The 20,797-nt window shown below is 39.5% G+C and carries 28 protein-coding genes; 27 read left to right on the top strand and 1 reads right to left on the bottom strand.

Translation table 11 applies throughout. The features are described 5' to 3' along the window. Positions 1–25: 25 nt before the first annotated feature. The 19 genes from ACESZH_RS20720 to ACESZH_RS20630 all read left to right on the top strand — a co-directional run bounded on the left by ACESZH_RS20720 (position 26) and on the right by ACESZH_RS20630 (position 15,727). A complete protein-coding gene (locus ACESZH_RS20720) occupies positions 26–244 on the top strand; it encodes a hypothetical protein (protein ID WP_373218813.1) in 219 nt (72 codons plus the stop codon). A 75-nt stretch (positions 245–319) separates the two neighbouring features. Then, positions 320–2,683, top strand: coding sequence for a glycoside hydrolase family 3 C-terminal domain-containing protein (locus tag ACESZH_RS20715; protein WP_373218811.1), 2,364 nt, complete (start codon positions 320–322; stop codon positions 2,681–2,683). A 50-nt stretch (positions 2,684–2,733) separates the two neighbouring features. Next, the gene (locus tag ACESZH_RS20710) at positions 2,734–3,270 is read left to right on the top strand and encodes a sugar phosphate isomerase/epimerase family protein (RefSeq protein WP_373218809.1); all 537 of its coding nucleotides are present in this window, start codon (positions 2,734–2,736) and stop codon (positions 3,268–3,270) included. Then, positions 3,252–3,749, top strand: coding sequence for a hypothetical protein (locus tag ACESZH_RS20705; RefSeq protein ID WP_373218808.1), 498 nt, complete (start codon positions 3,252–3,254; stop codon positions 3,747–3,749). Before ACESZH_RS20710 ends, ACESZH_RS20705 begins: the two co-directional genes overlap by 19 nt. A 25-nt stretch (positions 3,750–3,774) precedes the next feature. After that, positions 3,775–4,668: an ADP-ribosylglycohydrolase family protein gene (locus ACESZH_RS20700; RefSeq protein WP_373218807.1), complete on the top strand. Its 894-nt coding sequence runs from the start codon at positions 3,775–3,777 to the stop codon at positions 4,666–4,668. 190 nt (positions 4,669–4,858) lie between these two features. Further along, positions 4,859–5,725, top strand: a complete 867-nt coding sequence (locus tag ACESZH_RS20695; protein ID WP_373218806.1) for a DnaA ATPase domain-containing protein — start codon at positions 4,859–4,861, stop codon at positions 5,723–5,725. Positions 5,726–5,850: 125 nt separating this feature from the next. Beyond that, the gene (locus tag ACESZH_RS20690) at positions 5,851–6,327 is read left to right on the top strand and encodes a hypothetical protein (RefSeq protein ID WP_373218805.1); all 477 of its coding nucleotides are present in this window, start codon (positions 5,851–5,853) and stop codon (positions 6,325–6,327) included. An 18-nt stretch (positions 6,328–6,345) separates the two neighbouring features. Further along, positions 6,346–6,618 carry a hypothetical protein gene (locus ACESZH_RS20685; protein WP_373218803.1) on the top strand — a complete coding sequence of 91 codons (273 nt, stop codon included), beginning with the start codon at positions 6,346–6,348 and terminating at the stop codon, positions 6,616–6,618. 322 nt (positions 6,619–6,940) lie between these two features. After that, positions 6,941–7,258, top strand: coding sequence for a DnaA ATPase domain-containing protein (locus ACESZH_RS20680; protein ID WP_373218824.1), 318 nt, complete (start codon positions 6,941–6,943; stop codon positions 7,256–7,258). Between the two features lie 411 nt (positions 7,259–7,669). Next, positions 7,670–8,350, top strand: a complete 681-nt coding sequence (locus tag ACESZH_RS20675) for a sigma-70 family RNA polymerase sigma factor (RefSeq protein ID WP_373218801.1) — start codon at positions 7,670–7,672, stop codon at positions 8,348–8,350. Positions 8,351–8,494: 144 nt separating this feature from the next. After that, a complete protein-coding gene (locus ACESZH_RS20670) occupies positions 8,495–8,674 on the top strand; it encodes a helix-turn-helix domain-containing protein (protein WP_373218800.1) in 180 nt (59 codons plus the stop codon). A 126-nt stretch (positions 8,675–8,800) separates the two neighbouring features. After that, a complete protein-coding gene (locus tag ACESZH_RS20665; RefSeq protein WP_373218799.1) occupies positions 8,801–9,010 on the top strand; it encodes a helix-turn-helix domain-containing protein in 210 nt (69 codons plus the stop codon). A 13-nt stretch (positions 9,011–9,023) separates the two neighbouring features. Next, the gene (locus ACESZH_RS20660) at positions 9,024–9,995 is read left to right on the top strand and encodes a helix-turn-helix domain-containing protein (RefSeq protein ID WP_373218797.1); all 972 of its coding nucleotides are present in this window, start codon (positions 9,024–9,026) and stop codon (positions 9,993–9,995) included. Next, positions 9,982–11,403, top strand: a complete 1,422-nt coding sequence (locus ACESZH_RS20655; RefSeq protein WP_373218796.1) for a tyrosine-type recombinase/integrase — start codon at positions 9,982–9,984, stop codon at positions 11,401–11,403. Before ACESZH_RS20660 ends, ACESZH_RS20655 begins: the two co-directional genes overlap by 14 nt. A 147-nt stretch (positions 11,404–11,550) precedes the next feature. Further along, positions 11,551–11,844 carry a type II toxin-antitoxin system RelB/DinJ family antitoxin gene (locus ACESZH_RS20650; RefSeq protein ID WP_373218794.1) on the top strand — a complete coding sequence of 98 codons (294 nt, stop codon included), beginning with the start codon at positions 11,551–11,553 and terminating at the stop codon, positions 11,842–11,844. After that, positions 11,834–12,148, top strand: a complete 315-nt coding sequence (locus ACESZH_RS20645) for a type II toxin-antitoxin system RelE/ParE family toxin (RefSeq protein WP_373218793.1) — start codon at positions 11,834–11,836, stop codon at positions 12,146–12,148. Before ACESZH_RS20650 ends, ACESZH_RS20645 begins: the two co-directional genes overlap by 11 nt. A gap of 89 nt (positions 12,149–12,237) precedes the next feature. Beyond that, on the top strand, positions 12,238–12,684 hold the full coding sequence (locus ACESZH_RS20640; RefSeq protein ID WP_373218791.1) for a tyrosine-type recombinase/integrase: 447 nt from the start codon (positions 12,238–12,240) through the stop codon (positions 12,682–12,684). 843 nt (positions 12,685–13,527) lie between these two features. Next, complete coding sequence (locus ACESZH_RS20635; protein WP_373218789.1) at positions 13,528–14,739, top strand: site-specific integrase; 1,212 nt, start codon at positions 13,528–13,530, stop codon at positions 14,737–14,739. Continuing rightward, the gene (locus ACESZH_RS20630; RefSeq protein WP_373218788.1) at positions 14,702–15,727 is read left to right on the top strand and encodes a tyrosine-type recombinase/integrase; all 1,026 of its coding nucleotides are present in this window, start codon (positions 14,702–14,704) and stop codon (positions 15,725–15,727) included. Before ACESZH_RS20635 ends, ACESZH_RS20630 begins: the two co-directional genes overlap by 38 nt. Before the next feature lie 45 nt (positions 15,728–15,772). Here ACESZH_RS20630 and ACESZH_RS20625 read toward each other — a convergent pair whose 3' ends face one another. Beyond that, positions 15,773–16,132: a hypothetical protein gene (locus ACESZH_RS20625; protein ID WP_373218787.1), complete on the bottom strand. Its 360-nt coding sequence runs from the start codon at positions 16,130–16,132 to the stop codon at positions 15,773–15,775. Between the two features lie 362 nt (positions 16,133–16,494). On the opposite strand from ACESZH_RS20625, the gene ACESZH_RS20620 reads away from it, so the two are divergent. The 8 genes from ACESZH_RS20620 to ACESZH_RS20585 all read left to right on the top strand — a co-directional run bounded on the left by ACESZH_RS20620 (position 16,495) and on the right by ACESZH_RS20585 (position 20,708). Next, complete coding sequence (locus ACESZH_RS20620) at positions 16,495–16,941, top strand: GNAT family N-acetyltransferase (RefSeq protein ID WP_373218785.1); 447 nt, start codon at positions 16,495–16,497, stop codon at positions 16,939–16,941. Between the two features lie 152 nt (positions 16,942–17,093). Beyond that, on the top strand, positions 17,094–17,306 hold the full coding sequence (locus ACESZH_RS20615) for a hypothetical protein (RefSeq protein WP_373218784.1): 213 nt from the start codon (positions 17,094–17,096) through the stop codon (positions 17,304–17,306). Positions 17,307–17,339: 33 nt separating this feature from the next. Further along, the gene (locus tag ACESZH_RS20610) at positions 17,340–17,597 is read left to right on the top strand and encodes a hypothetical protein (RefSeq protein ID WP_373218783.1); all 258 of its coding nucleotides are present in this window, start codon (positions 17,340–17,342) and stop codon (positions 17,595–17,597) included. An 18-nt stretch (positions 17,598–17,615) separates the two neighbouring features. Further along, complete coding sequence (locus tag ACESZH_RS20605; RefSeq protein WP_373218782.1) at positions 17,616–18,200, top strand: class I SAM-dependent methyltransferase; 585 nt, start codon at positions 17,616–17,618, stop codon at positions 18,198–18,200. After that, a complete protein-coding gene (locus tag ACESZH_RS20600; protein WP_373218781.1) occupies positions 18,173–19,354 on the top strand; it encodes an HNH endonuclease domain-containing protein in 1,182 nt (393 codons plus the stop codon). Before ACESZH_RS20605 ends, ACESZH_RS20600 begins: the two co-directional genes overlap by 28 nt. A gap of 32 nt (positions 19,355–19,386) precedes the next feature. Further along, positions 19,387–19,641, top strand: coding sequence for a hypothetical protein (locus ACESZH_RS20595; protein WP_373218780.1), 255 nt, complete (start codon positions 19,387–19,389; stop codon positions 19,639–19,641). Between the two features lie 8 nt (positions 19,642–19,649). Continuing rightward, on the top strand, positions 19,650–20,369 hold the full coding sequence (locus ACESZH_RS20590) for a helix-turn-helix transcriptional regulator (protein WP_373218779.1): 720 nt from the start codon (positions 19,650–19,652) through the stop codon (positions 20,367–20,369). Positions 20,370–20,387: 18 nt separating this feature from the next. Further along, entirely contained in the window at positions 20,388–20,708 is a 321-nt protein-coding gene (locus ACESZH_RS20585) for a multidrug transporter (RefSeq protein WP_373218778.1), read from the top strand. Positions 20,709–20,797: the final 89 nt, after the last annotated feature.

The following is a 20,797-nucleotide window of genomic DNA, read 5'->3' as shown; positions in this document are numbered from 1 at the left end:
ATACTTTACAAATAAGGTTATAGTCATGGAATTGAAAAGTAAAAAAATTGCAGAAGCAGGTTTTTCGCATATCCACTGGTGTTTTGAATGGACAGTGGAATATATCTATTCCAAAGCAGATATGGGCGATGAATCTGGATGTGGAGATGCACACCGCTTGCCGGGAGTAGGGAGGCATGTGGCTCGAATGAGTCACATGCCTCATCATTTAGAATTACCTATTAAACGACAACCCTCTGTTTAGAACTGCCCCTTTTTTGAAAGGGGAGATAAAAATTCAGCATATGTGATTCGTTTGATGAAATAGGAGGTATATAAGATGAAAACATATTCAAAAAAATGGATGCGTGCAAGATTTACTCCATGTTTGCCATTGGGAGCAGACGGAAGATTAGTGACTGGAAGTGAAAAACATATACAATTGTCCAGACAAGCTGCCACAGAGGGAATGGTCCTCTTAAAAAATGAAGAAAATGTATTACCATTTGCAGGTGGAACCAGATTGGCTCTGTTTGGAAAAGGCAGTGTAGATTATGTAAAAGGCGGCGGTGGAAGTGGTGATGTTACCGTTTCCTATGTGCGCAATTTACAAGAGGGATTGAGAATCAAAGAACAGGAACACAAAGTTCAGGTTTTTGACAAGCTGGCAGATTTTTATCAGAAAAATGTAGATCAGCAATATGAAAATGGTTGTGAACCAGGGAAAACACAGGAACCGGAGGTTTCGGAAGAGATCGTTGCTCTTGCAAAAGCATGGACAGATACTGCAGTGATCTCCATATGCAGATTTTCAGAAGAGAGCTATGACAGAAAGGGAATTCCTGGAGACGGCGATTTTTATCTGACAAAAGAGGAACAAAACCTTGTAGATACGGTTACCGCCAATTTTGCCCATGTAGCAGTGGTACTGAACGTGGGTGGTATGGTAGATACTTCCTGGTTTAGAGAAAATGAAAAAATTCAGGGCGTATTGTTGGCATGGCAGGCTGGTATGGAAGGCGGACTGGCAACTGCGGATATTCTGTGTGGGGATGCGAACCCATCCGGAAAGCTGACAGACACTTTTGCCGGTTGTTTCGATGATTACCCATCTTCAGCAAACTTTAATGAATCGGAAGATTATGTGGAATACAAAGAAGATATTTATGTAGGATATCGCTATTTTGAAACGATTCCAGGTGCGGCAGAGAAAGTGAATTATCCATTTGGATACGGTTTGTCTTATACGACCTTTGAAAGAAAAGTAGTTCAGGTACAGGAAAAAGAAGAAGCGATCCGTGTTACTGTTCTTGTTACGAATATGGGAAATTACGAAGGCAAGGAAGTTGTGCAGCTGTATTATGGTGCACCGCAGGGAGTTTTGGGAAAACCAGCAAAAGAACTGGGAGCCTTCGCCAAAACACGTACTTTGGGGTGCGGAGATAGCCAGATGCTTTGCCTGACGCTTCCAATCAAAGATATGGCATCCTATGACGATCTGGGTAAAATTGCAAAATCTGCCTATGTTTTAGAAAAAGGAAGGTATCAATTCTGGCTTGGCGGATCTGTTCGTGATGCAGAGAAAATAGAATACATCTACGAATTGGCAGAAAATCGGGTAGTTGAACAGCTGCAAAGCAAATGTGCACCTACTCAATTGAAAGAACGTCTGTTGGCCGATGGTACTTATGAGATGTTACCTGTGGATGGTCAGGCTGTGATTGAAAATGCGCTGGGAGATCTTCCAAAACCAGATGTTTGGGGATGGGAACCACATGTAAGAGGCGTAGAGTCTTTGAAAGTAAGTCAGGTAAAAGGACAATGGAGACTTCTGGATGTAGCAGAGGGACGCGTTGACTTAGATACTTTCCTGGCACAGCTGACGGATCGGGAAGTGGCAGAACTCCTTGGCGGACAGCCAAACACAGGAGTAGGTGATACCTATGGAATTGGTAATTTCCCGGAACATGGAATTCCGAATATTATGACAGCAGATGGACCGGCTGGATTCCGTACTCATATCCAGAGTCAGGTATGTGCTACGGCATGGCCATGTGCAACTTTACTGGCATGTACATGGAATGAGAAATTGGCAGAACAGGTAGGTGCGGCAGCAGCATTAGAAGTTAAAGAAAATAACATGGGAGTATGGTTGGCACCTGCTATGAATATTCATAGAAGCCCCTTGTGTGGACGAAACTTTGAGTATTATTCAGAAGATCCGCTGGTAACAGGAAAGATCGGTGCTGCTATGATCCGCGGTATTCAATCCCAGCATATTGCATGCTCTATGAAACATTTTTGTTGTAATAATAAAGAAACAAACCGTACCTATAGTGATTCCCGCTTATCAGAACGTGCATTACGAGAAATTTATCTGAAAGGTTTCGAAATTGCAGTGAAAGAAGCAGATCCATGGACCGTTATGACTTGTTACAATAAAGTCAATGGAAATCGACCATCCTGCAATCCGGAACTGTTAGAAGATATACTTCGAGGAGAATGGGGATTCCAGGGAATGGTTGTTACTGATTGGTGGAATCTTGGAGAACATTACCTGGAAGTATTAGCTGGAAACGATTTGAAAATGGGACGTGGATTCCCGGATCGTTTGCTTGAAGCAATGGAAAAAGGTTTATTGAATCGATCTCAGATGGATGTATGTGCAAAACGTATTTTAAATTTAATTTTAAAAATTGATTAAAGGTCATAGGAATCATAAATTGGCAAATTAGAAAAAAGGAAGAAAAACTTATGGATTTGGCAATTGCGACAGATTATAGAGGTGAATTTAGAAAAATCGAAGATATGGAAGTCTGTCTTCGTGAAATTGCAGAAGCTGGTTTTTCGCATATCCATTGGTGTTTTGATTGGACAGGGGATTATATCTATTCCAAAGCAGAGATGTATCAGATTCGGGAATGGATGGAACAGTTTGATCTGTTGTTCGCACGTTATCCAAAAGAGTTTTTAGGCTTCTGTCTGGATACAGGACATGCAAATCTGGTATGGGGCGATTCCTTTATTGAAGTTCTTGTAGAACGATACAAGGATCGTCTGTTTTCTATTCATATGCACGATAACAAAGGGTGGGGCGATGAACCTGGATGTGGCGATGCACACCGTTTGCCAGGTGAAGGAAATATCGATTGGAAGCGCCTGATGGGTGTGTTGCGTACTTCTGCTTATAAATTGCCATGGACACTGGAAGTGAGCAAGCCAATAGAGGAAGATGCAGTTGTTTATTTGAAGCGTGCAAAAGAAGCGAGTGCATGGATGGATTGCCAGTAAAGTTGATTGGTTTTTTACAAGAACACATTGTACCCTATACGACTGTTGCAAACAGAACTGTCAGGTCTTTCTTTCATGAATATGCGGAGGCATATGAAAACTCCTGTCGTTTTTTAGCAAAAGTTATAGAGGGAATTATTTCAATCTCGATTCACAGAGAGGAAATGGATATACGTCAGTTTTTTTGTAAAGATTTTTTTCTTTATGAAGAACTGGAAATCGACTGTATCAAAGATAAGATAGAAAGCTTGTTTGGAAACGACATGGATGGTATGGGAGTGTTTGGTGAAATTTGCATCAAAGAATTCGATTTCATGTTCATGATGGATATTGCTCAGATATATGATCGGTATTTGGAAATGCGATTTGGGAAGATCAATGCCGTATTTTGGGACGACGAATCAGTGGGTGATGATAAGGCTATTATCAGAATGGTTGGAAGAGGCATGGAAAGCAAATTAAGAGTAGGAAGTATATGATTAGGAAAAACGGAGGTGTTTAAAAATGTTGGGAGCAATTGCCGGTGATATAATAGGTCAACCATATGAATTTATGCAAAATATGAAGACAACAGATTTTGAATTGCTTAATATCGAGAGAAATTTATTCACAGATGACTCGGTAATGACAATAGCTATAGCGAAAGGTATTCTTGAAGCTGGTATAAATGCATCTGATGAGGCACTTTCAGAAAAGATGAAAGAATGCATGATTTCATATGGAAGAAGGTATCCAAATGCAGGATACGGTTCTTCTTTTCATCATTGGATTTATCAGGAAAACCCACGTCCGTACAATAGTTGGGGAAATGGTTCTGCAATGAGAGTTGGATCTGTTGCATGGCTTTTTCAGAACGATTTATGTAGAACACTTGATGTGGCAAGGTTGTCACGGTCAGCAGAATTAACACATAATCATCCGGAGGGAATCAAAGGTGCTGTCAGCACTGCACATATAATATGGATGGCATTGAATGAATATGATAAATCAGAGATCAGAGATACAGTAGAGGATAAATATTATAAATTGGATAGAAATTGTGATGTAATTCGAAAAGAGTATAGATTTGACGTTTCATGTCAAGGTACGGTACCTGTGGCTATCGAATGCTTTTTAGAGGGAAATAACTACGAGGAAATCGTAAGATTGGCTGTATCAATGGGAGGTGATTCAGACACTCTTGCTTGTATTGCTGGTAGTATGGCAGAAGCTTATTATGGTGTACCTTATTCGATTAAAAAAAAGGTATATCAAATTCTTCCAGCAGATTTGCTTGCCTGCCTGCATCAATTTAATGATTATATTACAGATAAGTTATGTATTGACAGAACATTGTGTAAGGAACATGATGGTAATGCATCCTTAGAATGTAAATCAGGAAGCATAGATATCAAATAAGTAAGCAATTTCATGTATGGAGAGTGGAAAGAATCGAACCCAGAGATTAATGTCCGGGATGCACATGAAACGGCTTTCGAGATATGGTACCGGAAACGCATGCTCCGTTTATGACACAGATATTGCTGCATTGTACAGTTACTTGGGAATATGAGAGTGTACAACTTTATGTTATCAGAGAGGTATTGTTGTGAAGATAAATCAGATAAAACTGAATGAATGGCTGCACCGCTATGCTGGTTATAATGATGTTCCATCTTTGTTTCTGGCAGACTATAATAGAGAAACATTCTCTGCTTTGACATCTTTCTTTCAGAATGGATTACAATCAGAGCGGCAGGAAAACTTGTTGACTGTTTTTTTCAATTCCATTGCAGGAAATGGTCTCACTACAATGATGTTAGATTTCCAAATGATGGTTTATCGTGTAGCTTCCAAAAATTTCCTGTATGTGTCTTCAGAAATGTTCGTTGGTATATGGATAGATTATATCAGGAATGGTCATAGACAGAAGCTGTCAACATTGGATGATTATTTACAGCTTGGTGACACATGGGAAAAATTCTATGCGCCATTTGTAGATGGTATAATCATTGATGATATTGAATTTATCTTAAGAAAAGAAACTTCCATGTACGCTTTGAATAATTTAATAGATAATTATCACAAGAATAAAAAGACGGTTATCCTTACATTACACTGCATGACATCCAGAGAGTTTGAAAATCTGGATATAGGTAGTAAACAGCTTCAATCACGGATATTACAAGGTATTTGTATAGATATGCGGGAACCTTCTCATAAGGACAGGGAAGAATTTATTCAATACTATTTGGATAAATGTAATATATTCTTATCAGATTTGTCGAACATGTCTCAGCTTTTGCAGTATAAAAGTATAAGGCAGATCAAAGATATCATTGATGCGCTTTTGTTCTATTCGAAAGATGAAAGTAAAAGAGTTTTTTCAAAGAATGAGGTTATGTTTGCAGAATATGCCGTAGAGAGTGGGGGGTATCATAAAGATAAAATTCATAATAGTGGGTATCATGAATAGTGAAACTTCATTTTGAAAAGATTTATAAACAGGCTGAATGCAAAGAGCACATGAAAACAATTGATACAGTACGCAATACTTGACATAAATGCTTAATAATCTAACGACAGGGAGAAGAAAAAGACATGAGTGAAGAAAAAGAAATTATTATAAATGAAGAAATCGTGAGAAGGATTTTGGATCCAAATGTTGAATCTGAATTATTTAAGAGAAAGGTTACGCTTAGTACAGGTGAAACGATTACTTTTAAAGAAGCAGTTCGACGTCTGGCAAGTATTGAATGCGAAAAGGAAATGCAGAAGAGGAGAATTCAGGAGAAAAAAACGGTTAAAGAACTGTCAGAACTTGATTTGTCAAGTGAAAACTTTTATGAAGAAGAGCAGGAGGCACTGGAAAATCTGCCTTATGGTAGAAGGGGAATGGAACTGCTCCTGGATTATCTGGAGGGAATGGACAGCTTTGCCGGCTATCAATACCTGTTTGATAACTATGGAATGTTTATGTCAATGGAGATTAAGAAAAAAATGCAGCGTAAAGCGGAAGAAATATTCGGAACAGATACTGTATTTTTGTATGATGAAGAAATGAATATATTAAAATGATTCTGCAGAGGAAAGAGTATGGATATGACTGTCGTAGGAAGAGTGGAAGAATTTAATCATAAAATATTAAAAAATAACAGAGTACTGATCTGGTTTTTTCTGGTAATCGCTTCGTATGAAAGAATAATGATAAAACAAATATATAAAAAAGGGGAAGCGGAAGAGTACTTTAAAATATTAAGAAATGGAAATTATGTTCAGGTGACAGGCACGAAAGCTTTTGACCATTTCATAAACAGGGAATGTATTACCTGCATAAAAGTAATCGAATCCATTTCGACAACTGCTTAGGAGAGATATCTGGATGAAACTGTTACAGATATTATTCCAGATAAGGAACTGTGGATTCAGCGAGCGATATGGATTTGTCTTTATTACTTTTTCTATACACATGAATGTTTAAAAATATTTTAAAATAATTTGAAAGTAACAATCTATTTTTCTGAAAAGCAAAGCTGGAGAGGAGACAAACGTGGAAAAAAATATAAGGCATCACCAACGTTTGTGTTACTACCAGAATCATCGGTCCAATATTTGATATAAATAGAAGTGTTAATAATGTGTTGTATATTATTGAAATAGTAATTATCCAGAAAATCTTGATAAAGAATTTATCAAGATAGAAGCGGATAATTCACATTGCCGGCAGGAAGCGATTCGAAGCGGAAACTATGATGCTATGAGACGTTTTCATGACAAATTCAGAAATGCTGATTTCTTTCTTTTTGATGATATTCAGTACATTATAGGAAAGAAAGCTACGCAGGAAGAGTTTTCCTATATTTTTAATGCCCTTCATGCAGCAAATAAACAAATTGTCATCTCCGCCGACAAACCACCGAAAGACATGGGCATTCTCGATGAGGGTCTTCATTCACGCTTTGAAGGGGGCCTGATTGCTGGTCTCACTTCGCCAAACGAAATGAAATAAAGAACACTGATCGATAGCTGATGTGATGAAATCATGTTCACAAAAATGAGAGTATAAAAAATACGGACTTTTTAGTCCTCTTTCCGGACTTTTTCCCCTGAATGCTGGACACTTGGCGTACTTTGATCTGATACAATGGTTATGCTGGAATCAGAAGGCCGGCAGGAAAACTTAATATTGATAGCTTTTTAGGAGCCTCTACAGGTTAACGCCTGTGGGGGCTTTTTTTCGTGTTCAAAAATATGTGCCTGAGTGTTTCCGGCCAATAGCCACAGTACTGCCTTAGTGCTGGTGGACATGGAAGGAATCATTTCGGGCATATGTCATTTTACAGACACATTTTCTGTATCCGTGGACCGCCGCTCCTGGATTTGAAACTGGAAAACCAATTCAAATTCAGGAGGAACGGATATGTATATTGAACATCCATTTAAATACGACGGAGTGTATTACGCAAAGGTTGACGGAGAACTGATTGAAATTACCAGAGAGCAGGCAAAGGTCATGTTGTCATTTTACCGCAATTACAAAAATTACGATAAAAAATGGGGATACAGAGGCGAGGAAGATAACGACGATGAAAGTTCTGAACAGAAGAAAAAGAAAGAGAAGGAAGAGCTCGATAGCTGTAAGGAACTGATGGATGAACTGGAGCAGGAAGAAAAAGAATCTGAAAAGAAAGACGCTGAAGCAGAGGCTGCGCAGAAAAAAGCAGATCAGGAAGCAGATGGAAAAAAAGTAAAAAAGGGAACTGAACCGAAGAAACGTAAACTCGTAGTCCCGAGAGAAATCATGCTGGACTGTGTATTCAGTGAAAATGCATTTGATTTATCCGTGCAGGATATGCCGGGAGAGAATCCGCAGAGCACAGAAGCTGTAGTGATGAAGCAGATGGAATATGAAGAATTACATGAAAAGATTTCCATGCTCTCAGAGCAGGATCAGTACATTATTAATGAAGTTTTCTTCAAGGGACTTTCACAGGTGGAGGTTGCCAGAAGCATGGGAGTTACTCCGCAGAACCTGCACAGCCGCCTGAAATATGCTCTGACCAGACTGCGCAGACTCTATGTTTTCGGTGAAAATCTGTAAGAAAATGACGAATTTGGCCGGATTGACCATATTTGGACAAGTTTGTAAAAAATACTTCATGAATTTCCTTTATTTTCGTCCATAACTTTGTCCTAGGATATTAGAAAGATTAACTTTCAAATTTAAAGAAAAGAGGATACAGACATGAACGAAAAAAGATGTTACACAGTGGCAGAAATTCAGGGAATACTGGGGGTTGGACGTCAGTCGGTCTACAGTCTTTTGAAGCGAAAAGAGTTCAGCTGGGTTCAGTTGGACAGCGGAATTTACCGGATCTCAAAGGTAAGTTTCGACCAGTGGCTGGATCATCAGGAAAATCTGTGACATCCTAACAATTTTTTCTGCCATATTGTAAGCTATATATGTATAGCCGCAGTGTGGCAGCCGCTGAAACACTGCGGAAAATGTAACAGAAAAATCTGATTATTTATTGAAAGCAGGAGGTTCAGTATGAGCGAAAAAAGATGTTACACCGTAGCAGAAGTCCAGGAGATATTGGGAGTAGGAAGACAGGCAGTGGTAAGTCTGCTTAAGAAGAAAGAATTCTCATGGGTAAAACTGACAGGCGGAGCTTACTGTATTTCAAAGGGTAGCTTTGACCGCTGGCTGGATGGGCAGGAGAATTATTCCGTGAGTGAGGATTACAAAGATTTATTATGAGGTGATGAGATACGTGAAGCAACATAAAGAACAGGAATTTGAAGAATTACGTAAAAGGATAGAAGCTGCATCTTCCTATGGGAGGGCAGAACCAAAACCCGGAAAATGGATGGCTGTATCAGAAATGGGAAAGCTTCTGGGACTTAAGAAGACAGACCGGTACTGGTTGATCCACAAGAATTATTTCCGTACGGAAAATGTGATGGGAATTCTCAGAGTTGATATTGCCAGTTTTGAAAAATGGTATGCCAACCAGGTTAAATACCGCAAAGTAACCGGAGAAGAACCGGGACTGGAATTGAAAGAAAGTTCACTTTCTCCTGGGGATATTGCAGAGTTGCTGGGCGTTACAACAGATACTGCTTACAGCATTATCCGGAAGAATAAGCTGGAGACCGTTATTGTCGATTATTGGAAACGTGTCCCGAAGGAGGTGTTCTGGGACTGGTATCACAGCCAGTCCCGGTACCGCACAAAGGAAGACCGGGAAAGAGATGCTGCAGTTGAAGCAGAGACGCTTACGATGCCGGAAATGGCCGGACTTTTGGGGGTAACACGACAGGAGATATATAACATTCTCAGAAATGAAAAGTATATGCATTATTTTAAATTTGTAATCATTGCTGATCGGAAAAGAATATATCGAAAAGGATTCGAAGAATTCCTTGCAGGTCAGGACCAGTATCAATTGAAATCCTCTGTTGATATCTCAGGATCCGTAATTGTGGGAGTGTCAGAGTTGAATGATAAAGCTGCAGCATGTGGTAGTGGGACTGAAAAGAAAACTATTCCCGAAAAGAAATATCTTACGAGAGAAGAAGCAGCAGAACTTGCAGGTGTCAGCAAAGGTACGATCTCAAAATGGTATCAGGAAGGTGAGATCCCGGTGATCATTATTGGAAAAGGCATCAGAATACCACTGAAAGAATTTGAACAGTGGCTCTCTAAACGAAAGGAGGAAGCAACGGCAAGTGGCAACGATTAAGAAACGAAACAATAAATACTGCGTGATTTATAATTATGTCACACCTGATGGACAGAAAAAGCAGAAATGGGAAACCTACCATACCAAGGAAGAAGCGAAAAAAAGGAAAACCGAAATAGAATACAAATCAAATCTTGGGCCATTTGTAGTTCCGGACTGCAAGACATTAAAAGAATTGATGGAAGAGTACATCGCTGTTTATGGAAAAGATAAATGGGCTTTGAGCACCTACGAAAGCAATGTGACAAAGATTAATACCTACATTATTCCGCTTATTGGAGACACCAAGCTGCGGGATATCAATACAAGGTTCGTGGAACAGTTTTATCAGGAACTACTGGTTACTCCGGCTGTTTCAAAAGGAAAGTCCATTAAAACAAGGAAAGAACAAGGTAAGGGCGACGAGGTGCGATTGGTGGCCAGGAGTACTATTCGGGATATCCACAAAATTCTTCGGAACTGTTTTCAACAGGCAGTGAAGTGGGAACTTATGGATAAAAACCCGGCATTGCTTGCAACCGTACCAAAGCATAAGCCAGAGAAAAGAGAAATTTGGACCGCAGATACCCTGATGCATGCCCTGGAAGTATGTGAAGATGACAGATTGCGAATTGCACTGAATTTATCATTTTCCTGTTCACTTCGTATGGGAGAATTGCTGGGGCTTACGTGGGATTGCTGTGATGTAAGTAAAGAAGCTATTGAAACAAATCAGGCATATATCTACGTCAATAAAGAACTCCAGAGAGTAACGAAGGAGGCAGTACGAGAACTTGATGCAAAGGATATTCTTCTGATTTTTCCGGAAAAGAGCAAAACAAATACAACTGTATTGGTATTGAAGACACCAAAGACAGAGAGCAGTGTCCGCAAAGTATTTCTTCCGAAAAGCGTAGCAGAGATGCTGGTGGAATGGAAAAGGGCACAGGAAGAAAGGAAGGAGATCCTTGGATCAGAATACACAGATTACAATCTGGTAATGGCAGGAACCTTTGGTTATCCTATGGGAGATACCCTGATCCGTGGAGCACTGAAGAAACTGATCAAGGAACATGATCTGCCACCGATTGTTTTTCACAGCCTCCGCCATACATCGGTTACCTATAAGCTGAAGTTGAATGGCGGTGATGTAAAAGCAGTACAGGGTGACTCGGGCCATGCGCAGGTAAGTATGGTCACTGATGTATATTCTCATATCATTGATGAAGATCGAAAGCAGAATGCAATCCTGTTTGAGGAAGCATTCTATGCAAAAAAGAATTTGGATCCAAAGATCCATGATACAGCCAATGGTAAAATGCTGCAGGTACCGGAAGGTGTTGATGCGGAAGTTCTGGCTAAGGTACTTGGTAATCCGGAATTGACAGCGTTGCTTACTTCATTGGCAAGAACTCTGGAGGGAAATTGAAAACTGAATAAGAATGATAGATGAAGGGACAGCCTGATGCTGTCTCTTTTCTTTCGGTCAAAAATTAAAAGTTCAGGTCAATACAAATGAATTGAAATAGCAATGATTATGTATTATAATAATAAAAAAGAAATGGAGGAATAATGAATGGCTAGTACAATTCAAGTACGTGTTGATGATGAGTTAAAGAGTAAGTCAGACCAGTTGTTCAAAGATCTTGGCACAGATACTACTTCTGCAATTCGGATGTTTTTGACACAAGCTGTTGCAAATAACGGTTTTCCATTTGAGATAAAACGGGTGGAGCATAATCCGTATGCTGCCATGTCTGAAGAAATGATGTTGGAGAAACTGGAGAAATCAAGAGTATCTGCATCAAAGGGTAACTATCGATCTGCGGATGCGGTTATTGCTGATATGAGGGAAAAGTATGGAATATAAAGTAGTAGTAACAGCAGATGCAGAAGAAGATCTAAATCAATACATCAGATATTTGCTTACTGTGAAAAAAAGTGATCAGGCGGCAAAAAATGTTTTGGATGATTTTGAGGCTACTATTCGGAGCCTTAAAAGTGTTGCAGGAAGTTTGAAGCCGTGTGATAATCCTCGATTAAAAGAACTGGGGTATCGAAGGATAAATTTTCTCTCACATAGGTATTTTATGCTGTATCGAATTGTTGAGGATATTGTGTTTGTAGATAATATTTTTCATGAATTGCAGGATTATGAAAGCAAAATGATTTAATTGAAAATGGGATTTTTAGGGAAGGTCATTTACCGTGAAGACGATAGATGGCCTTTTTCTTATGTCTATTTCGATGGAAAGGAGGAAAGATGGCAGGAAAGGAATATACAGCGAAAGACAAGATCTTTTCTATGGGAGATACCCTGATCCGTGGAGCACTGAAGAAACTGATCAAGGAACATGATCTTCCGCCGATTGTTTTTCACAGTCTCCGCCATACTTCGGTTACCTATAAGCTGAAGCTGAATGGCGGTGGTGTAAAAGCAGTACAGGGTGACTCGGGCCATGCGCAGGTAAGTATGGTCACGGATGTATATTCTCATATCATTGATGAAGATCGAAAGCAGAATGTAATCCTGTTTGAGGAAGCATTCTATGCAAAAAAGAATTTGGATCCCAAAATCCATGATACAGACAATGGTAAAATGCTGCAGGTACCGGAAGGTGTTGATGCGGAAGTTCTGGCTAAGGTACTTGGCAATTCGGAATTGACAGCGTTGTTTACTTCATTGGCAAGAACTCTTGGGGGAAATTGAAAACTGAATAAGAATGATAGATGAAGGGACAGTCTGATGCTGTCTCTTATCTTTCGGTCAAAAATTAAAAATTCAATTCGAAAGTTTTAGACAAATTCAGCCAAATCGTGTATAATGGTTGTAACTGATCAAACAAATATATAACATCTTTTCCGCTTCCCATGACTAATGGAAAAAGGATCGATATATATGATTACGAGTGTACGTTTTGTTATCGCCAAATATTAGCTGTGCTAAGAGACAGCTAATCAATCCTGACGAAACTACAGGAAACTCGATGAGGTTTGACAGTAATCCGTAATGTTTATTTTTACAAGAAAATTAAAGTCTTCACGGGACTTCGAACGATTCTAGATTAGGCAGAGAAAGCTATGGAAAACTAGCTTGATTTTTTCTCCTAAGCGAAAGGCCGCGCGTTCGAATCGCGCTAGGAACGCCAGGTCACAATGCCAGAAATCCTTACAGTGAGAAACAAGTTTCTCACTGCCGCGGGCGTCGCCAAATGGAAATGCAAGCATTTCCGCTTGGCTCGTGTCTCGCGCAAATCAAGGTTTTCTGGCTTTTATTATGTCTGAAATTCACCAGGTAAATATCGAACTGGCTGCCTAAATTGATTAGCAGGAGCGTTTTTGCTAATGAAATTTTGAAAGGGGGAAGATTTTTGAATGCACAAGTTATAGCTATCTCAAATCAAAAAGGTGGTGTCGGTTATGAAAAGCTATACATTATGCAAAGTTGGCGATAGAAATCCTTATAAATAAAGGATTCTTTGGTTGATTTACTTTCCATAATCTATCACGATTTAAGTGTATTTTTATCAAATCACTTAAGGAGGAACACAAGGTGGAAAATTCAACTTTGCAGCAACTAATCAACCAGACTAAGGAATCACTTATTCAGGCAGGTGCATCCAACTATTACCAAAACGTCTTCAAAACTCTTACAAAGCAACTTTTACTCTACGCCAAAGAACACGACACGGATTCTTTCAGTATGGACTTTGGATTACAGTTTTTAGAAGATCATTATTCCATGTCATCTAAAATTAAGCAGAAAAAATGGTGTGCAGTCTATTCTCGTTGTATAAATGCTTTGGCAGAATACCAACGTTCAGGAAATGTCACTCTCTATCTTGTTATGGATAAAAGAGCATACACCTTTCCGGAAGGATTCCAAGACGGTGCAGAAGCATATATTTCCCATCGGGAGAAAGTCGGAATCATAAAAAAATCGAATCAGATTTTCAGTTTATATCTGGAACGTTTTTTTGCCTTTTTAAAGAAGAAAAATATTTCTTCTCTGGATACGTTGTCTCTTAAAGATGTTTTGGATTTCATGACATCTTTGAGCTGTTATGAAAAACCAACCATAAATCATACAATGCGTGCGGTACGATATTATCTGAAATACTGCTATGAGAATGGTTTTATGGAAAAAGAGATGTTCTCAAAGCTTCCAAATCCTCATTACAACAGGCAGAGTCGCTTGCCTTCCTCGTATTCTGCGAACGAGGTAACAAAGCTTCTTGATTCGATTGATCTTGGAAATCCTTGTGGAATCCGCGATTATGCCATCATTCTGCTCATTGCAAGACTTGGTCTGCGTAGCAGCGATGTTGCAAATCTCAGGTTTTCTAACATCGACTGGGAGAAAGAAGTCATCCGATTGACCCAGGTAAAAACCGGAAATCCATTGGAACTTCCCCTTCTTGAAGATGTTGGCGAAGCAATCATCAATTATCTGAAAAACTCAAGACCCAAAACTGATTCGGATCATGTGTTTGTGAGACAGGTTACACCTTATACGAATTTCAATCCGGGTGCAGTCGGTGCCCTTGTAAGAGTCCGTCTCCAGAAATCCGGAATTCATCTTGAAGGGAAAAAGAAAGGTTCCCATACACTTCGTCATAGCCTTGCAAGTCGTCTGTTAGAACATGAGATTCCACTTCCTGTTATTTCGGAAATCCTGGGACATACAACTACCGAAACAACGATGACCTATCTTCGTATCGATATCAGTGAACTCAGGAAGTGTGCATTGGAGGTGGCAATCTAACATGACAAGAATTAGAAAATCTCCAACAATGACAAGCACTTTTGCTGAAACCGTTTATGAATTCATTCAATACAAAAGAAGTGCCGGTTTTAAATACGCAGATGAACCGAAATGCTTATCTCGATTTTGTCGTTTCAGTGAAGAACAGGGGGTCACAGAAATAGAAATATCCCGTTCTCTTGCAGAAAAATGGATAGCCCCTCGGGAAGGTGAATCTGAAAAAAGCCGTTCACACCGTATTACCTGCATAAGGCAGTTTGCCATCTACTTGAACAACCTCGGATATGATGCTTATATCGTGCCGGAAGTAACAGGATTGAATCATAATTCATTTGTACCTTATATATTTATACACGAACAGATAACTTCTGTGATCAAAGCCGCAGATGAAACAGAACCACGAGAGGTTGCAAGAAACATGCATCTGGCATTGCCAGTGATTTTTAGAATTCTTTATGGCTGTGGACTTCGGGTATCAGAAGTTGTAGGACTTCGCTGCAAGGATGTAAATCTCGAAGAGGGGATTCTTACAATCCGTGAAGCAAAAACTGATCGTGATCGATATATCCCATTATCAGATTCCGTGAAAGAAGCGTGTATATCCTATGCAGATAAAATCTGGTGGGAAAAAGACGGTGACTTTTTCTTTCTTGCACCAGATAAGACCATGATCAGTCCCATGACTGTATATCAAAGATATCGCAGATATCTGGAAATTGCAGGTATTTCACATGGTGGAAAAGGTCAGGGACCTCGTCTGCATGATATCCGTCACACATTCGCAGTTCATGTTTTGCAAAAGTGGATCAGAGAAGAAGCTGATTTGACGGCTATGCTCCCGATTCTTTCCACATATATGGGACACAAAACAGTGCGGTCAACGGCCAGGTATCTGCGCCTGACAGCAGAAGTTTATCCGGATTTGATGAAGAAAGTAGAAAGATCATGTGCATACGTTATTCCGGAGGTATGCTATGAAGGAAACTGATTTTGCACGATATCTGACTCAGTTCCTGTCAGTGTATCTTCCAGGTCAGATCGGCAGTAAACGTAATACCCAGTTGGCATACAGGGATTCATTCTCTTTATTTTTAAGATACTGCAGAGACCAGGAGAATCTTTCTACAGAAAAACCATCGACTCTTGTATACCAACCGTGTGGTTGACACATCTGCTCTCTAAAAAAGCAAATAACAGATACAATTTCCGCACCGTATGTTTTGATTATCCTGCGAACAGGTGTAGAGGAAAAATAATCTGTTTCAAATGTAAAGTAAGTTAAGCCGAGGTCGTACTCAACACCGTTTTTGTTTACTTTAGGATATTTCTCTTGCAATTCTTTGATAATACTATTGTCAACAGTTACTCTTTTTGAAATGTTTTCTTTTTTCATAATGTTCTTCCTTTCGTTCATTTATATAGTATTTGAGGGCATTACCGCACCCCACGCAAAAAATCAATACAGCATATCAATTCACAAAAAAGCAAAAATCAATATTTTACCAGACATGACAGAACCCCAAAACACAAAACCTTATATCACAATACAAGACTACTGAGGGATTCTTTTGGATTTCCGTGGGAAGATATGCTAATAAGGAAAGGAGTCGCTAGCGGACTCCTTATATCAATAAGACTATTTTGAAACAAGAGCTAGAGATTGAGCGTGAACGATAAATAATGACAGAGGAAATTGTTTTTTCAAAATGACTATGATAGAATTAAACAAATCGGAATTTGCAAAGGAGATATAAGATGAACATCAGGAAAGCAATAATAGATGATTTATCAAGAGTAGCTGAAATATATGTATTCAATAATAGGATAAATTATTTCCCTATATTCAAAGATGAAAGCTTTTCTTTTGGTGAACTGCAAGTTGTTTCGTTAGTAGATAATTACTTCAAAAAAGATGAAATAATCAAAAACATATATGTATTTGATAACGGACTGATAAGAGGTTTTATTCAAATGAACGGAACAGAGATTTGTAAATTGTATGTAGATACGTCTTTTCAAAACGAGGGGATTGGCAATGAGCTAATTGAATTTGCAATTAAAGAACTCCATGCAAATAATTTATGGGCATTAGAAAAAAATATTAGAGCAATTTCTTTTTACCAAAGGCATGGATTTCATTTGACAGGTCAGAAAAAGTTTGAAGAAGATACCACCGAATATCTTGTCAAGTTAGAAAGATAAATTTAAGTTTGTAAAGATGATAATGTCAAGGGCGGGCTTGCCCGTTTATCTTGACCCTTGACATTGCAGATAGTTATTACAATTTTTCGGGGGCTAATGGCATATCTTGCTATTAGCCCTTGATGAAAATTTTCTAAAAAAGTTCTTTACTTATGTATCAAATGATGATTGATACCATTGAATATGATTATCCGACTTTTCATCTCTCTATGGATTGTTTCTGGGCGAAAGTTAGTGTAGGGGAATTGGAACTCAAAGAAGCGGAAGCTGCGAAGTGGCTTACAAAAGATGAATTAGATAGTGTAGCGTGGCTACCGGCTGATATTACGCTAATTGGGAAGATTAAAGAGTGTATGAGCATCTGATTGTATTTTATCTCAGAAATAACGGTGAAGTGTATGATCTATATAGTAAAAAGAATCGATGAAGATTTGGACTTTGGATGTGAAGAACGAGCTGAGGGAGCACCTGTCATGGCGGTAGTTACACTTATGAATTCTTCAGGTGAAGAGTTGAGAGTAAAGTCAGAAGACGCCATGCTCTATGAGCGTAATATCAACGAAGGTGACAAGGTCTGCTTTGACGAAAAGAATAAATTAGAAAAAATACAAGAGAGGACTGAACTGGATGGCTTTATTGAGGATAGTTCTCACTGAGCGAAAGGAAGTATGAAAATGGATCCCACGATTGATTACTACAACCTTAATGCAGAAAACTTCATAGAGAGTACGCAGAATGTTGATATGCATCACGCTCAGGATAGATTCCTACAATTGTTGGATGAAAACGCATCGATTCTCGATTTTGGCTGCGGTTCCGGTCGCGATACAAGATATTTCCTGGATAAAGGATACCGGGTTACAGCAACCGATGGATCAGCTGAACTTTGTAGATGGGCCAGTGATTTTACCGGTATCGAAGTAAAAGAATTGCTGTTTGGGGAACTGGATGAGATCGATATATATGATGGTATCTGGGCATGCTCTTCTATTTTGCATTTGCCAAAGAATGAGCTGCTTTTGGTTATTCGAAAAATGTGTGATGCGCTTAAAAGTACCGGTGTAATCTACACTTCCTTTAAGTACGGGGATTTTGAAGGAGAACGTAACGGACGTTATTTTACAGACTTTAGGGAAGATACATTTCGGAAATTCATGAAAGGGATACCGAAGCTTACGATAGAAGACCAATGGATCACTGGCGATGTCAGACCAGGAAGGGGTGATGAGAGGTGGCTGAATTTAATACTCCGCAAATAGGATATTCCTTACATATTAATGGAGAGTACCACAACACCCTGGATATAGAAGGCTTCTCTCAGATGATGAAGGATCCGTCATACTGTTATAAGTTCTATTGGCTGGAAGCAATCGTAGATATCATATCGGAGGGGATTCAGGATACTACCTTTGATGCGATTATTGATGAGATGATCTGCAATGCATGGTATTCCGTAAGAGAATTTCATATTCACCTTAGTGGCATGCAGGCAGATGGTTTTGTCAGAGACGGTCTGGAACGTGCGGTTCTTAAACTGACAGAACTGAGTGACCTTCCGGCAAATGCATCCAAAGTGGAAATCAAAAATGCAATCCGGGAGCATAATGCCGACCTGAAACTTGCTAAGGAACAGCTGACCAATATGGTTCCCGGTCGGGCATTGGCAGGTTTTTTCTCAAAAAGCTCAGAAGAAGTGCCGTGGGGAAGTATTCGCAGATTAACTGAGTATATCAGACGAATCGATAGTACTGTAATTCGCCTGCCTTATACCTTCGGTGACAGTAGTAAACTGAAAAAGGAAGTTCATTTTAATCCGGATTGGATGCGGATGATTCAGGATAATACGGTAAATATTCTTGGATGGATTCAATACGAAAAAGTGAAATGGCTGCAGAATAATAATCCGGAGGTTCCGGGCCTGATCTACAAGCTGGCTCCGATGGATGAGAAGATGCGAAAGCTGAATAACGTACGTAAACTTTGGGAAGGCATTCTGGAAGTAAGAGAAGTATGCGACGTCTTTACGGGGAAGCCGATTATAACAAAGCAGTATGATGTAGATCATTTTATTCCATGGTCTTTTGTTATGAATGATGAACTTTGGAATCTGATGCCGATGGATTCTTCTTTGAATTCGTCGAAGAGTAACAAGCTTCCCAAATGGGATCCTTTCTTTGCAGTGTTTGCTGAGAATCAATATGGCATGTATACCTTGATCCATGAACGAGCAGGCCTTCATAAGCTGTTTGAAGCCTGCTATCGGGATAATCTGCATTCTATCTGGGCAGGACAGGAATTGTACAGACCGGGAAATTCAAAGGAAGAATTCTATAATATTCTGGAGAAAAACATGCAGCCGGTCTATGATTCGGCCAGACGGCAGGGATATGAAATCTGGAATTTACGGGAATAAGTAAAACGATAGGATATATGAGGTGATATACCATGGCTTCATTTGATCAGAAGCTCCGTACACTGCGCCTTATGGAAATCCTTCTGGAACGTACCGATGATACGTACATGCTGAACGCATCGGAATTATGCACGATTCTAGATCAGGAATATGGCATCAGTACGGATCGAAGAACGATATATACAGAGATGGAGATCCTTGAGAAATTCGGACTGGATATCCAGCAGAAGAAGGGAAAAATCCTGGCTATTATATCGGTGCCAGAGATTTTGAACTGCCGGAGTTAAAACTTCTGGTGGATGCTGTACAGTCTTCTAAATTTATCACGGAGAAGAAATCCAAAGAACTGATAACGAAATTAGAGAAGCTTTGCTATAGAACTGATGCAGCAATGCTTTCCAAATATGTTTTCATTGTAAACCGACCAAAGACAGAAAATGAAACCGTTTATTACAACGTAGATTACATTCATACCGCAATCTATGAGAATAAACAGATTAAATTCCATTATGGCGAGTGGACGGTTAAGAAGGAACTGAAACTGAAGAAGGATGGTGCTTTCTATGTTGTCAGCCCATGGGCGTTGACTTGGGATGATGAGAACTATTATTTGGTGGCTTACGATGCAGCGGCCGGAATTATCAAGCATTATCGCGTAGATAAGATGCAGAATACTGAGATTCTGGAAGAAGATCGTAAAGGCGAGGAGTCCTTCAAGAACTTTGATTTAGCTGCATTTGCCAAGAAGACTTTTGGAATGTACGGCGGTGTAGATGAGGAAGTAACATTGGAATGTAAGAATGAGCTGGCAGGTGTTGTGATCGACCGATTTGGACATGATGTCTGGTTGATCCCGCAGGGAGAAGATCATTTCAAAACCAGAGTACTGGTATCGGTAAGTCCGCAGTTCTTTGGCTGGGTAACCGGTATCGGATCCGGAATGAAGATTACTGGTCCGGAGAATGTGAAGGCTGAATATAAGGCATATCTGCAGGATGTGCTTGATAATTATTGATTGTTTGTAGGTGGAATTATGGTTGAAATATCAAAACGTGATTGGAAATTATTCCGAGAGAAACTTCCTGGCTGGCAGGAAAGTTATATGGAACGTTTATGTAAGGAATATGTAGAGTTGCTGACCTGTGATAAGAAGGGTTCTGAACGATTCTGGGCACTGGAAGAGCGTATCAAAAAAGATCGCAAAGCTCCTGGCGTTATTTTATCTGTAAGCAAATCAGATATGCTGATCGATCTCGTTCGGTTGGTTCAGGATGAGGTGATTGGTCTTGAGGATCTGTCTGATTTTAGTGAGGACGTGCAGGAGAGAGTGAAATTCATGGTGCAGCGCTGGTAATGTGAATGTGGTAAAATATGCATATGCGGGTCTTCATATAACATGGAAATGCATTTCTTTGATGACTAAAAGGTAAGGTTGACACGTTA

Origin of the sequence: Ruminococcus sp. 5_1_39BFAA, from assembly GCF_964240875.1 — a bacterium.
Classification (GTDB): Bacteria; Bacillota; Clostridia; order Lachnospirales; family Lachnospiraceae; genus Blautia_A.
Note: the sequence above shows the minus strand (reverse complement) of the source record. Positions and strands in the feature narration are given on the sequence as shown.